The organism is Mesorhizobium marinum (genome assembly GCF_040813675.1).
Taxonomy (GTDB): domain Bacteria; phylum Pseudomonadota; class Alphaproteobacteria; order Rhizobiales; family Rhizobiaceae; genus Mesorhizobium_K; species Mesorhizobium_K marinum.
The window spans coordinates 1026049-1039483 of record NZ_JBFOCI010000001.1 but is presented as its reverse complement, the minus strand read 5'-3'; the positions used below and the strand labels follow the sequence as shown (position 1 = coordinate 1039483).

Sequence of the window (13435 nt, the reverse complement as noted above, 5' to 3'; positions counted from 1 at the left end):
GCTCCGGGCCGCTGCGGGTAAAGTCCGTTCTGCCAGCCGGCCAGGCGCCGGCCGCAGGCGTCAGCTGTTGTCTTCGACCTCGGCCTTGGGGCCGTTCTTCTTGATCGAGTCGATGGCGTTCTGCGCGCTCGCCTTGGAGGTGTATCCTTCCGTCGAGAACATGACCTCTTCGTTGTACTTGAAGCGGACGCGAAACTCGCCTTTCTTGTCCTTCCAGATCTCGAACTTGTGAGCCATGTCCGGGCCTCCCTCTCCTGTGCGCGTCAATAGAGTCGCGAACCTGCCAGCCCGAGCCTCCCCCGACAAGCAAAAGTTCAATGACAGCATGAACGGACCGAGCCCTGCTGTAGTCTCGCCTCGTCCGCCTGAATTTTGGCCACATCGCAGGTGGACTGTGTTAGCGAGATGGCTAATATAGGGGAATTGGAATCTCGCGGCGCGCGCTTTCGGAATCCAAATCAAAGCATGCTCCCGACCTGATGGCGCTCCACCCGTCAACCACAAAAAATTTTTGGGTTCGGTCCCTTTGTCGTTGAAAGCCTATTTTGTACGAAAGTCAGCCGACCATGAAGTCGTGGGGCTCTTCGTGTCACTGTCCGTCATTGCGTTGGTTGCGTTGGTCGACGAACACTGTGATCCGAACTCGTGCGAATACGCCATAGCTGTTGCAGGCGGGCTGGTCGTACCCTCCGAAACCAAGTCGAAGTGGCCGATGAAAGCAGGAAAGTCGAGCCTTTCGACCGGGCTCGAACGCGCGGTGCTGACTCAGGCCTGGGCGGACGATCTCGACGTCGAGACGACCTATCTCCAATGGAAGTCATTGAAGCCCGCTTCGGAACGGGCTCTTCGCATGATGGCGCGAAGCCACTAGGTCGAGGCGGCTGCAAGACGGGAGTAGCGCCGGCCTAGCTTTGCCGCCCGACCAACCACAACCGCCACGGCATGAACCAGCGGTACCGGCCATCAAAAGCCTCCGGGACCCGGTCGATCCCGTGCGTTCCCCAGGGGCCGCAACGCATCACCCTGAACAGACCGAGCCAGCCGCCGGCCCACAGGCCGTGCCTTGCGATGGCTTCATGCGTATATTCCGAACAGGTCGGCAGGTGCCGGCAGGTGTTACCGACGAAGCCCGACAGCGTCAGCTGGTAGACGCGGACGAGCGACGTGCCGAGCACGCGCCCGGGCGTCTTGCGCCATGGACCCGGCCAGTTGCGGCCGGCGCTTCGAATCTGTTTCCTGGGTGCAGGCTCGGTCACTTGGTTACTTCGCGGTGCCTTCTTGAACTTCGCCGACAGACTGTTCACTTCATGGCCGATTGATCGACCACCGCGCCTTACCTAAGTGTCGCGCCTCATCTTCCCAAGCCCCGATCTCGAATTCGAGCCGAAGCGAGCCCATGCCAGACAAGCACATAGAACTCGGACTAGACACTTTCGGCGACGTGACCGTCGACAAGGACGGCAAGCTCCTGTCGCAGTCCGAGGTGCTGCGCAACGTCGTGGCGGAGGGCATCCTGGCCGACGAGGTCGGAATCGACTTCATCGGCGTCGGCGAGCATCATCGCGACGATTTTGCGGTTTCCGCGCCCGACGTGGTGCTCGCCGCCATCGCCTCGCGCACCAAGCGCATTCATCTGGGTTCTGCGGTGACTGTGCTGAGTTCGGACGACCCGATCCGCGTGTTCCAGCGCTTTTCGACGCTCGACGCGCTCTCCAGCGGTCGCGCCGAGGTTATCCTCGGGCGCGGCTCGTTCACTGAATCCTTCCCGCTCTTCGGCTATTCGCTTGGCGACTACGAGCGGCTGTTCTCCGAGAAGCTCGACCTGTTCTCGACCCTCCTCAAGCAGGGACCGGTGACCTGGAAGGGTTCGATCCATCCGGGCCTCAAGGATCAGATGGTCTACCCCCAGGTCGAAGGCGGCCTCCTGAAAACCTGGATCGGCGTCGGCGGCAGCCCGGAATCGGTGGTGCGCGCTGTGCAGTACGAACTGCCGATGATGCTTGCCATCATCGGTGGCGACCCCGCGCGCTTCCGCCAGTTCGTCGATCTCTATCACCGCGCCGCCGACCAGTTGCAGAAGCCGGTCCTGCCGATGGGCGTCCATTCGCCTGGGCACGTGGCGGAGACCGACGAAGAAGCCCGCGCACAGCTTTGGCCGGGCTACAAGGCGATCCACGACCGCATCGGCGGCGAGCGCGGCTGGGGGCCGACCAGCATCGCCCGCTTCAACGCCGAGGCCGACATGGGTTCGCTTTACGTCGGCTCGCCGGAGACGGTTGCGAAGAAGATTGCGAAGACCGTCAAGGCGCTCGGCGTCAGCCGCTTCGACATGAAGTACTCGTCGGGCACGCTGCCGCACGATCACATGATGAAGAGCATCGAACTCTACGGAACCCGCGTCATGCCGCTGGTGCGCGACCTCCTGGCGTGACGCACCGCCCGCAGATGCCCTTCATGCGCCCATGCGACCCCGGAAGCGCCTGTCCGCGGCAGTGACCGTCCGCTGCCGGTCGCGCGCGCTGCCGTCGATAGCCGGAGGCGAAGGATGCCGTTCGCGATGCCTCGGCTGGAAGGTGGCGAGCAGGACGACGTCGCTGAAGATTTCGAGGTAGTTGTTCATGGCCGTATCTCCTTGTTGGCAGGAGTAGACCGCGGCTGGCGCCTCGCTTCAAACGAGTATAATTTCGACGTCGAATGACTTGAGGTTATGCGAAAAATGAAGCGCGGCCGGTTGCCCCTGACCGCATTGCGCAGCTTCGAGGCTGCCGGCAGGCACTTGAGCTTCAGCCGGGCCGCCCAAGAACTTTATGTGTCGCAAGCCGCGATCAGCCGGCAGATCAGGGAACTGGAGACACTGGTCGGCCGGACGCTCTTCACGCGCCTGCATCGCAATGTCGAACTGACCGGCGCCGGGCAGGCGCTGCTGTCGCAACTCACGCAGAGCTTTGACGAAATTGACCGGCGCATCACGGAGATCATCGCCGGGCCGCCGTCCGACATGGTCGTGGTCAGCACGGAACCGTTTCTAGCCAATTCCTGGCTGTTGCCGCGCCTCAACCGTTTTCATGCGATCAGGCCGGATGTCGATGTTTCGGTCGACGTCGGCACCAATGTCGCCGATCTCCGTCGAGCCGGCAACGAACTCGCGATTCGACACAGCTTCACGCGGTCGTCCTGGCCGGGCACGCAGTCGCGATACCTGTTCGACAGTCGCGCCTCGCCGCTGATTGCGCCGTCCCTGATGGCCTCCGGCCCGCCCTTGCAGGATCCAGCCGACCTCGGGCACTACACGCTGCTACACCTGGAGAACCGCGACTACTGGCCCCAATGGTTCCAGGCGGCGGGCGTCGTCGGCGTCGCGGCTCAGCGCGGGCCGCTGTTCCCGGACGGAGCGATGGCTACGCGTGCGGCGGTGCTCGGACAAGGCGTTACGCTGGGCGACCCGCTTCTCGACTCGCTCGAACTGGAAGCAGGACGGCTGCTCCGCCCGTTCGAGCTTGCCATCCCCCTGGGAACGTACTGGCTCGTTGCCCCCGATTTCGAACGCATGGGCGAGCCAGCGCAGGCATTCATCGACTGGTTGCTTTCGGAGGCGGGGACTGGGACCGGGAAACCTACGCCGCCTGCCCTGCCCGATTCTTCTCGATCTGGCCGATAGCGTCGACGACAGCGTCGAAGGTCAGCATCGTCGAGGCGTGGCGCGCCTTGTAGTCGCGCACCGGCTCCAGGTATTTCAGGTCAGCGAAACGACCTTCCGGCGGCGCGCCGCTCTCCTTCAGCATCCTGCGCATGGTCTCGCGCACGGCCCGGAGTTCCTCGGCGGACGCGCCGACCACGTGCTGCGCCATGATGGAGGACGAGGCCTGGCCGAGCGCGCAGGCCTTCACCTCATGGGCGAAGTCCGTGACGACGCCTCCGTCCATCTTTAGGTCGATCGTGACCGTGGAGCCGCAGAGCTTGGAGTGCGCCGTGGCGGTCGCGTCCGGGCGGTCCAGCCGGCCGATCCGCGCGATGTTGCCGGCAAAGCCAAGAATTTTCGCGTTGTAGACGTCGTCGATCATTCTTTTTCGTCCCGTCGCCGCTCGTCAGGAACTGGATGCCGCAGACGCACCTTCCTTTCGCACTAGCCGAGCATATATAATGCTCCGGTTCCGCTCTCGACAAGGCAACGCCTTCAGGGGCGGCAGCGATTCGCAGCTGTTGGCGTATCCCAGGCAAGGCTGTGATCCGTTCAACTCGTTCCTCCTCCGCGGGGAACTACGGGAGACACCTTATGGACGCCGTCATCAAGAAAATCATGCCGCCCGCGGCCTACATGGAGAAGCCGGTGACCGACCGGCCGACCCAGGCCGAGGTAGAGGCGGCGGTGAGCGTCCTGCTGCGCTGGACCGGCGACGATCCGACCCGCGAGGGACTTGTCGACACGCCGCAGCGCGTGGCCAAGGCCTATCGCGAGATGTTCAACGGCTACGACATGTGCCCGGCCGAAGAACTCGGGCGCACCTTCGAAGAGGTCGCCGGCTATGACGACCTCGTCATCGTGCGCGACATCAAGTTCCACTCGCACTGCGAGCACCACATGGTGCCGATCATCGGCAGGGCGCATGTCGGCTACCTGCCGGACGGCAAGGTGGTCGGGCTGTCGAAGATCGCGCGCGTGGTCGACATCTTCGCCCACCGCCTGCAGACCCAGGAGGCGATGACCGCCCAGGTCGCCGGCGTCATCCAGGACGTGCTCAACCCGCGCGGCGTGGCCGTCATGATCGAGGCCGAGCACATGTGCATGGCCATGCGGGGTATCCGCAAGCAGGGCTCGACCACCCTCACCTCGACCTTCACCGGCAGCTTCAAGGACAATCCCGAGGAGCAGGTGCGGTTCGTCACCATGGTTCGGGCCGGTGGCGGAAGCTGACACGCGTGTCCGGCCGTCCACCGGCCGGGCCTGCCCCACGCGCTAGGAAGCAACGATGACGCCAATCGAGTTCGTAACCCCTTCGCCGGACAAGAAGGTGCTGGAGGAAGGTCGCGCCTTTTCGCCCCGCTTCGACGCCGCCGGCCTGCTGACCGCGGTGGTGACCGACGCCGGCGACGGCACGGTCCTGATGGTCGCGCACATGAACTCCGAGGCTCTTGCCCTGACGCTTGAGACCGGCATCGCGCACTACTGGTCGCGCTCGCGCCGGACGCTCTGGAAGAAGGGCGAGACATCCGGCAATTTCCAGTACGTTGTCGAGATGCGCACCGACTGCGACCAGGATGCGGTGTGGCTGCGTGTAAATGTCGCCGGCGACGATGCAACCTGTCACACCGGGCGGCGTTCCTGTTTCTATCGGACGGTGGAGTTCAGCGACGGCAACGCTTATCTTGCCATCGACGGCAGCGCGCCGCCGTCCGCCGCATGACATTCACCCAAACCGCGACGTGAACCTAATTTGACCCTGCCCGCACAAAGATTCATCATTTCGATACGGGCGCCCGGATAAGCTGGGCGCGGGACCACGGAGATCGTGATGCTCGACTGGGCGTCATTTCGCAGCAGGCCCGACGTGCGCGAAGCCAACGGCCCGTCGTCTTCGGGCGGCGTCGGCGATCCTGCAGCCCCCAAGCGGACCGCCATCTCGCTTGCGCTCGGCGGTGGCTGCGCGCGCGGATGGGCCCATATCGGGGTTCTCCGGGCGCTTGACGAGGCCGGCATCGAGGTCTCGATGATCGCCGGCACCTCGATCGGCGCGCTGGTCGGCGGCTGCTACCTGGCCGGCAAGCTCGATGAACTCGAGGAGTTCGCGCGCAGCCTGACCAAGCGCCGCATCTTCGGACTTCTCGACATCAATTTCGGCGGCAACGGCCTGTTTGGCGGCCTGAAGCTCGACGCCAAGCTGCGCCAGCACCTCAACGGTACGCGGTTCGAAGACCTGCCGAAGCCCTTCGTCTGCGTCGCCTCGGAGTTGCGCACCGGTCATGAGATATGGCTGTCGAGCGGCCTCCTGATCACCGCCATGCGGGCGTCGTATGCCCTGCCCGGCGTCTTCGAGCCGATCTCGGCCAATGGGCGGGCGCTGGTTGACGGGGCGCTGGTCAACCCGGTGCCGGTATCGGTCTGCCGAGCCCACGAACAACCGCTCGTCGTCGCCGTCAACCTGCACTACGACCTGTTCGGGCGGGCCGCCGTCATCAAGCACAGCGCAGGCGAACTGATGATCGAGCAGGATGCCACGCCGGCCTCGCGCTTCAACGCCGACTCGCGGTCGAAGGAAGCACGCATCGGCCTGACCGGCGTCATGGTCGAGGCGTTCAACATCATCCAGGACCGCATATCGCGCGCGCGCCTTGCCGGCGACCCGCCGGACCTGTCGCTGCAGCCCCGGCTCGGCCACATCGGCCTGACCGAGTTCCACCGCGCCGACGAGGCGATCCGGGTGGGCTACGAGACGACGATGGCGCAACTTTCCGACCTGCAGCGCCTGCAGACCGTGCTCGCCTAGACGGCCAGCGCCGCGTCGACGATGCGGAAATCCACCTTGCGGTTGCCGTTCCAGTAGCTTCCCGACAGCGATCCGGCCACGTGCACCGTCTGGCCGCGGTTGGCGAAAAGAAAATCGCCGAGCGCCGTATCCACCGCGCGGAAGGCGATGGCCTGGATGCGCCCGCCGCCGTCCGACCGCAGGTCCGCCCGCACATGGTTGGCGCCGACCTGCCTGGCATCCTCGAGGCGGTGGCGCGGCAGGACGAAGACCGGCGCAACATGGCCTGCCCCGAACGGACCGGCCTTTTCCAGCGTTTCGAGCAGCGAAAGCGTGGCGCCGTCGGCAGACAGCGCGGCGTCGATGTCGAGGACCTCCTCGTCCTGCAGGCGGAAGACGTCGGAGGCGGCGCGTTCCTCGAAGAAGGCGCGCAACGCTCCAAGCTTGGCCCGCTCGACCGTGATGCCGGCGGCCATCGCGTGCCCGCCGCCCTTGACGATCAGGCCCTCGCTCGCGGCCTCCCGAACAAGCCGCCCGAGATTGAAGCCGGCGATCGACCGACCCGATCCCGTACCGACGTCGTTGGCGTTGAAGGCGATTGCGAAGGCAGGACGACGCGCATGCTCCTTCAGTCGCGACGCGAGCAGGCCGACAATGCCCGGGTGCCAGTCCCTGCTGGCCGTTACGACGATCGCGGGCCCTGCCCCGCCGGCAAGCTCCGCGTCCGCTTCGGCGCGCGCTTCGGCCAGCATCTGCTGTTCCATCGCCTGCCGCTCCTGGTTCAGGCGATCCAGCGTGTCGGCGATCTGTCCGGCTTCCATGGGATCGTCGGTGGCAAGCAGCCGGCTCCCCAGGGCCGCATCGCCGATGCGGCCGCCGGCATTGATCCGGGGGCCGATCAGGAAGGACAGGAGGAAGGTGTTGATGGGCTCGCCGATGCGCGCCACCCGCGCCAGCGCGGCCAGTCCGACGTTCTTCTGCTGGCGCGCCACGACCAGCCCCTTCACCACGAAGGCGCGGTTGACGCCGGTAAGCGGCACCACGTCGCAGACGGTCGCCAGGGCCACAAGATCGAGCAGGTCGAGCAGGTCGGGCTGCGCCGCCTCCTGCCGCTCGATCCTCAGCACGCGCGCCGTCTGGACCAGGGTCAGGAATACAACTCCGGCGGCGCACAGATGCCCCTGTCCGGAAAGGTCGTCCTCGCGATTGGGATTGACCACCGCCACGGCGTCCGGCAGCGGCCCCCCGACCTGGTGATGGTCGAGCACGACCACGTCCGCCCCGGCGAGCCTGGCGGCGTCGATCGACGGGCCGCTGTTGGTGCCGCAATCGACGGTGACGATGAGCGACGCGCCCCTGCCGGCAAGTTCGCGCATGGCTTCAGGGTTCGGGCCGTAGCCCTCGAAGATGCGGTCGGGAATGTAGATCTCGGCATCGACGCCGTAGAAGGCCAGGAAACGCTTGAGCAATGCCGAAGACGCTGCCCCGTCGACATCGTAGTCGCCGAAGATGGCGACCTTCTCGCGGTTGCCGATCGCCGCGGCGATGCGCTGGGCGGCGCGCTCCATGTCCGTCAGCGAAGCCGGGTCCGGCAGCAGGTTGCGGATCGTCGGGTCGAGGAAGCGTTCGGTTTCCTCGGGCGTCACCCCACGCCCGGCCAGCACGCGGGCGACGATGTCGGGCACGCCATACGTCTGCGCAATGGTCAGCGCCGCCATTTCCTGGCGCTCGGTCAGCCGGTGTTCCCAGGTGAGACCGGTCGCCGATTTCCTGACGCCGAGAAAGGTCCGCTTGTCCGTCACGTCGATGTTCGCCCGTCAGCCACCCGGCGACGATAGGCGACCGCCGGAAAGGCTGAAACCGGGAAAACGACCTCTGCAGCCATTACTGACAACAAGCTGGGCAGTCCTGGCTCACCCGGCCCGTTCGATGCGGATGACCTGCGGCTTGTCGGTCAGGTGCCCATCCTTGGTGATGCCGTCGGTCGCCTTGCGGACCGCCGCCTCCGTGGTCTCGTGCGTCACGAGAATCACGGTCTTCTGGCCGTCCGCCCCGGCGGAATGCTGGACGATCGACTCCAGGGAAATGTCGTTGTCGGCCATGCGCTTGGCGATCGCGGCGAAGACGCCGGTGCGATCGAGAACGGTCAGGCGGATGAAATAGCCGCCGGCATGGCTGCGCATCAGCGCGCGCTTGTAGGGCTTCAGCTGCTTCGCCGGCCAGCCGAAGACCGGGCCATGCTGGAAGCCGGGCCGGCTCTTGGCGATGTCGGCGATGTCGCCGACCACCGCCGATGCGGTGGCGTTGCCGCCGGCGCCGGGGCCGGAGAGCAGCAGTTCGCCGAGGATGTCGGTCTCGATCGCCACGGCGTTCGTGACACCGTGCACCTGCGCGATCACCGACGCGGTCGGCACCATGGTCGGATGCACGCGCTGCTCGATGCCGCTTTCGGTGCGCTGGGCGACGCCGAGCAGCTTGATGCGGTAGCCGAGCTCCGCCGCCGCGCGGATATCGGCCTGGCTGATGTTGGAGATGCCCTCCATGTAGATGTCGCCGGCGGAAATCCTGGTGCCGAAGGCCAGCGCAGTCAGGATGGACAGCTTGTGCGCGGTGTCGTGTCCCTCGATGTCGAAGGTCGGATCCGCCTCGGCATAGCCGAGCCGCTGCGCGTCCTTCAGGCAATCATCGAACGAAATGCCTTCGGCTTCCATCCGGGTCAGGATGTAGTTGCAGGTGCCGTTCAGGATGCCGAAGACGCGGGTCACCGAGTTGCCGGCCAAGGCCTCGCGCATCGTCTTGATCACGGGGATGCCGCCGGCGACGGCGGCCTCGTAATTGAGCAGCACACCCTTCTGCTCGGCCATCTCGGCCAGCGCGACTCCGTGCCGCGACAGCAGCGCCTTGTTCGCGGTCACGACATGCCGGCCACGCGCGAGCGCAGCCTTCACCGACGCCAGCGCCGGCCCCTCGTCGCCGCCGATCAGCTCGACGAAGACGTCGATTTCAGCCTGTTCGGCAAGCGCCACCGGATCGTCGAACCACGCGGCGGCGGAAAGGTCGACCTGCCGGTCCTTGCCGCGGCTGCGTGCGGAAACCGCCGCGACCTCGATCGGCCGGCCGCACTGGCGGGTCAGTTCGGCGGTCTTGTGCGCGAGCACGCGCGCCACCGACGCGCCAACCGTTCCGAGCCCAGCAATCCCCACACGCAATGCCTCAGCCATATGCCGAAAAGTCCTTTATGTCAGATAGTTGCGGCGCGACGTTGAATCACCGCCTGGTGGCGAGCGACACAACGTTGTTCGGCTGTTTCGCCGAACTGGCAAGGAACCGCTTGATGTTGCGCGCTGCCTGCCGGATGCGGTGCTCGTTCTCCACGAAGGCCAGGCGCACGAAATCGTCGCCATGCTCGCCAAAGCCGATGCCCGGCGCCACCGCCACATCGGCGTGCTCGATCAGCAGCTTGGAGAATTCCAGCGAGCCGAGATGGCGGAACGGTTCGGGAATCGGAGCCCAGGCGAACATCGAGGCGGCAGGTGGCGGGATATCCCAGCCGGCGCGGCCGAAGGAATCCACCATCACGTCGCGGCGCCTGTGATAGACCTCGCGGACTTCCGCGATGTCGGAACCGTCGCCGTTGAGGGCGGCCGATGCCGCCACCTGGATAGGCGTGAACGCGCCGTAGTCCAGATAGGATTTCACGCGCGTCAGCGCGGAGATCAGCCGCTCGTTGCCGACGGCGAAGCCCATGCGCCATCCCGGCATCGAGAAGGTCTTGGACATCGAGGTGAATTCGACCGTCACGTCCATCGCGCCCGGCACCTGCAGCACCGAGGGCGGCGGGTTCCCGTCGAAATAGATCTCCGAATAGGCGAGGTCGGACAGGATGATGAGGTCGTTCTTCTTCGCGAAGGCGACGACGTCCTTGTAGAAGTCGAGGCTGGCCACCAGCGCCGTCGGGTTGGACGGATAGTTCAGGATCAGCGCCAGCGGCTTCGGGATGGAATGACGGATGCCGCGCTCCAGCGCCGGGATGAAGCCGTCGTCCGGCTCGGCCTGCAGCGAACGGATCACGCCGCCGGACATGATGAAGCCGAAGGCGTGGATCGGATAGGTCGGGTTAGGGCACAGGATGACGTCGCCGGGCGCGGTAATCGCCTGCGCCATGTTGGCGAAGCCCTCCTTCGAGCCCAGGGTCGCAACGACCTGCGTGTCCGGGTTGAGCTTCACGCCGAAGCGGCGCGCGTAATAGCTGGCCTGGGCGCGGCGCAGGCCGGGAATGCCGCGCGACGAGGAATAGCGGTGGGTGCGCGGGTCGCGGACCACTTCGCAGAGCTTGTCGACGATGGACTTCGGCGTCGGTAGGTCGGGATTGCCCATGCCCAGATCGATGATGTCGGCGCCGGCCGAGCGGGCGCTGGCCTTCAGCCGGTTGACCTGCTCGAAGACATAGGGCGGAAGGCGGCGGACCTTGTGAAACTCTTCCATCTCGAAATCCAGGCGCTGGAGGATGTTGGCGGCGCGCCATATATACCGGTTTGGCGGCCGGACCAATCGAAATTCAGGAGAGCTGAGCCGCCGGGGGCTACTGCCCTTCGATGATCTTCAGTGTCTCTTCCTGCTCGTCGGCCGCGAGCTTCAGACGCTTGCGCGCCGCTTCCGCCGACGCTGCCGAGCCGGGGTCCTGGCGGTGCTGCAGCGCCGTCAGGTGCGCGAGCTTCGCCTGCGTCTCTTCCTGCGTCAGTTGCGACGTCGCGGCCTTCGGCGGAATGTTCAGGTTGGGATAGGAGTCGGTGCTGACGGGCTGGCCGGACCGCCCGGGCGCTTCCGCGACATCCTCGGTCGTGGAGCAGGCGGCGACGATCAGGGTGCCGGCCAGGGCAGCGGCGACCCTGCCCGGAAAAAGCCGTCTGCGTTTACCACTTGTCATATCTTCGTCCACCGCTGAGACATGGAACGCATTGGACGTCCCATGTTAATATGTCAAGAAAACGCCTGTAAGCATATCGCATAAAGGGAGGAGTGCTTCGATCATGGCCAAGGCAACCGGGCCAGGCAAGGACGAGACCGGCGACGCGCCCGATGTCGCCCAGTACCTCGTCAAGGACCCGGAGCGGTTTGCGCTGAACCTCGCCCGCATGGTCGAGCAGGCCGGAAAGGCCGCCTCGGCCTGGGTCGAGCCGCGCGAGAAGGGCGAGCGCCGCGACGCCGTCGCCGAGCCGATGGCGGACATGGTGAAGACCTTCTCGAAAGTCACCGAATACTGGCTGTCGGACCCATCTCGCGCGCTCGAGGCGCAGACCCGCCTTTTCGCCGGCTATCTGACCGTGTGGGGCAACGCGATCAGCCATGCCCGCACCGGCGAGCCGCCGCCCGACGCGATCGTGCCCGACCAGGGCGACAGGCGTTTCCAGGATCCGGACTGGGGCCGGAACGCGTTCTTCGACTTCCTGAAGCAGGCCTATCTCGTCACATCGCGCTGGGCCAACGACCTCGTCGAGCGCGCCGACGGACTGGACGACCACACGCGACACAAGGCGAGTTTCTACGTCAAGCAGATCTCCAACGCGATCTCGCCGTCGAACTTCATCCTGACCAATCCGGAACTGTTCCGCGAGACGGTCGCCTCGAACGGCGAGAACCTCGTGCGCGGCATGAAGATGCTGGCCGAGGACATCGCCGCCGGGCACGGCGACCTGAAGCTGCGCCAGGCGGACAACACGAGCTTCGAGGTCGGCAGGAACATCGCCACGACGCCGGGCAAGGTCGTCGGCAGGAGCGACGTCGCCGAGATCATCCAGTACGAACCCGCCACCGACAAGGTGCTGAAGCGACCGCTGCTGATCTGCCCGCCCTGGATCAACAAGTTCTACATCCTCGACCTCAACCCGGAAAAATCGTTCATCCGCTGGGCCGTCGAGCAAGGCCATACTGTGTTCGTCGTCTCCTGGGTCAATCCCGACGAGCGCCACGGCGCCAAGAACTGGGAGGCCTATATCCGCGAGGGGCTGCAGTACGGCCTCGACACGATCGAGAGGACGACCGGCGAGCACGAGGTGAACGCGGTGGGCTACTGTGTCGGCGGAACGCTTCTGGCCGCCGCGCTCGCCCTGATGGCGCAGGAACGCGACGACCGCATCCGCTCCGCCACCTTCTTCGCGACCCAGGTCGACTTCACCTATGCCGGCGACCTCAAGGTCTTCGTCGACGAGGACCAGGTGGCAGCCGTCGAGCGCTCGATGAACGAGCGGGGCTATCTCGAAGGAACGCGCATGGCGACGGCGTTCAACATGCTGCGCTCGGGCGACCTGATCTGGCCCTACGTCGTCAACAACTACATGCGCGGCAAGGACCCCCTGCCCTTCGACCTGCTCTACTGGAACGCCGATTCGACCCGCATGGCGGCGGCCAACCATTCCTACTACCTGCGCAACTGCTACCTGCAGAACACGCTTTCCCAGGGCAGGATGGAACTGGCCGGAAGGACGCTTTCGCTGGCCGACGTCACCATCCCCGTCTACAACCTCGCCACCAAGGACGACCACATCGCGCCGGCGCGTTCGGTGTTCGTCGGTTCCGGCTATTTCGGCGGCAAGGTCGAGTATGTGCTGACCGGCTCCGGGCACATCGCCGGCGTGGTCAATCCGCCGAAGTCGAAAAAGTACCAGTACTGGACCGGCGGGCCGCCGACCGGGACGCTCGAGGACTGGCTCGCGTCGGCGACGGAAACCCCCGGTTCCTGGTGGCCGCACTGGCAGACATGGCTCCTGGCGCAGGACGCCCGGCGCGTGAAGGCGAGGAAGCCGGGCAAGGGCGTCAAGGTTCTGGGCGATGCGCCCGGCACCTATGTGAAGGTGCGCGTGTAACATTGTTTGATGCCCGGAGGATTGACCTACCCGGGCGAAGCGGGCGAAAAGGTCTCGACTGGGCAGACCACGGCCCGATTTGGCGCAAGCGCGGCGAACCGCCGCCGGCCA

General features: G+C 65.6%; 15 protein-coding genes. 7 read left to right on the top strand and 8 right to left on the bottom strand.

From position 1 onward, the window contains the following. Positions 1-60 precede the first annotated feature (60 nt). A complete protein-coding gene (locus ABUE31_RS04985; RefSeq protein ID WP_367722379.1) occupies positions 61-237 on the bottom strand; it encodes a YegP family protein in 177 nt (58 codons plus the stop codon). Positions 238-712: 475 nt separating this feature from the next. Between ABUE31_RS04985 and ABUE31_RS04980 the strand changes: the two genes are divergently transcribed. Beyond that, positions 713-871, top strand: a complete 159-nt coding sequence (locus ABUE31_RS04980) for a hypothetical protein (RefSeq protein WP_367722378.1) — start codon at positions 713-715, stop codon at positions 869-871. Between the two features lie 34 nt (positions 872-905). Here the strand turns inward: ABUE31_RS04980 and yidD are convergent, their stop codons facing one another. After that, positions 906-1256 (bottom strand): membrane protein insertion efficiency factor YidD, encoded by a 351-nt coding sequence (gene yidD, locus ABUE31_RS04975; RefSeq protein ID WP_367722534.1) that lies wholly within the window; start codon positions 1254-1256, stop codon positions 906-908. 140 nt (positions 1257-1396) lie between these two features. Here yidD and ABUE31_RS04970 point away from each other — a divergent pair, with 140 nt between their 5' ends. Beyond that, on the top strand, positions 1397-2431 hold the full coding sequence (locus ABUE31_RS04970; RefSeq protein ID WP_367722377.1) for an LLM class flavin-dependent oxidoreductase: 1035 nt from the start codon (positions 1397-1399) through the stop codon (positions 2429-2431). Between the two features lie 21 nt (positions 2432-2452). Here ABUE31_RS04970 and ABUE31_RS04965 read toward each other — a convergent pair whose 3' ends face one another. After that, on the bottom strand, positions 2453-2620 hold the full coding sequence (locus tag ABUE31_RS04965; protein WP_367722376.1) for a hypothetical protein: 168 nt from the start codon (positions 2618-2620) through the stop codon (positions 2453-2455). 96 nt (positions 2621-2716) lie between these two features. On the opposite strand from ABUE31_RS04965, the gene ABUE31_RS04960 reads away from it, so the two are divergent. Next, positions 2717-3658: a LysR substrate-binding domain-containing protein gene (locus ABUE31_RS04960; protein ID WP_367722375.1), complete on the top strand. Its 942-nt coding sequence runs from the start codon at positions 2717-2719 to the stop codon at positions 3656-3658. Here the strand turns inward: ABUE31_RS04960 and ABUE31_RS04955 are convergent. Then, a complete protein-coding gene (locus ABUE31_RS04955; protein WP_367722374.1) occupies positions 3615-4061 on the bottom strand; it encodes an iron-sulfur cluster assembly scaffold protein in 447 nt (148 codons plus the stop codon). The two genes, ABUE31_RS04960 and ABUE31_RS04955, sit on opposite strands and share 44 nt — an antisense overlap. A gap of 212 nt (positions 4062-4273) precedes the next feature. On the opposite strand from ABUE31_RS04955, the gene folE reads away from it, so the two are divergent. The 3 genes from folE to ABUE31_RS04940 all read left to right on the top strand — a co-directional run bounded on the left by folE (position 4274) and on the right by ABUE31_RS04940 (position 6482). Further along, positions 4274-4912, top strand: coding sequence for a GTP cyclohydrolase I FolE (gene folE / locus ABUE31_RS04950; protein WP_367722373.1), 639 nt, complete (start codon positions 4274-4276; stop codon positions 4910-4912). A 55-nt stretch (positions 4913-4967) separates the two neighbouring features. Further along, the gene (hisI, locus tag ABUE31_RS04945) at positions 4968-5402 is read left to right on the top strand and encodes a phosphoribosyl-AMP cyclohydrolase (protein ID WP_367722372.1); all 435 of its coding nucleotides are present in this window, start codon (positions 4968-4970) and stop codon (positions 5400-5402) included. A 108-nt stretch (positions 5403-5510) separates the two neighbouring features. Beyond that, positions 5511-6482, top strand: coding sequence for a patatin-like phospholipase family protein (locus tag ABUE31_RS04940; protein ID WP_367722371.1), 972 nt, complete (start codon positions 5511-5513; stop codon positions 6480-6482). Here ABUE31_RS04940 and recJ read toward each other — a convergent pair. The 4 genes from recJ to ABUE31_RS04920 form a co-directional block, all read right to left on the bottom strand. Beyond that, positions 6479-8263 carry a single-stranded-DNA-specific exonuclease RecJ gene (gene recJ / locus ABUE31_RS04935; protein ID WP_367722370.1) on the bottom strand — a complete coding sequence of 595 codons (1785 nt, stop codon included), beginning with the start codon at positions 8261-8263 and terminating at the stop codon, positions 6479-6481. The two genes, ABUE31_RS04940 and recJ, sit on opposite strands and share 4 nt — an antisense overlap. A gap of 111 nt (positions 8264-8374) precedes the next feature. After that, a complete protein-coding gene (locus ABUE31_RS04930; protein WP_367722369.1) occupies positions 8375-9682 on the bottom strand; it encodes a homoserine dehydrogenase in 1308 nt (435 codons plus the stop codon). Between the two features lie 46 nt (positions 9683-9728). Beyond that, positions 9729-10946, bottom strand: coding sequence for an LL-diaminopimelate aminotransferase (locus tag ABUE31_RS04925; RefSeq protein WP_367722368.1), 1218 nt, complete (start codon positions 10944-10946; stop codon positions 9729-9731). A 97-nt stretch (positions 10947-11043) separates the two neighbouring features. Continuing rightward, complete coding sequence (locus ABUE31_RS04920) at positions 11044-11388, bottom strand: hypothetical protein (protein ID WP_367722367.1); 345 nt, start codon at positions 11386-11388, stop codon at positions 11044-11046. Between the two features lie 103 nt (positions 11389-11491). On the opposite strand from ABUE31_RS04920, the gene phaC reads away from it, so the two are divergent. Next, complete coding sequence (phaC, locus tag ABUE31_RS04915; protein ID WP_367722366.1) at positions 11492-13324, top strand: class I poly(R)-hydroxyalkanoic acid synthase; 1833 nt, start codon at positions 11492-11494, stop codon at positions 13322-13324. Positions 13325-13435 lie beyond the last annotated feature (111 nt).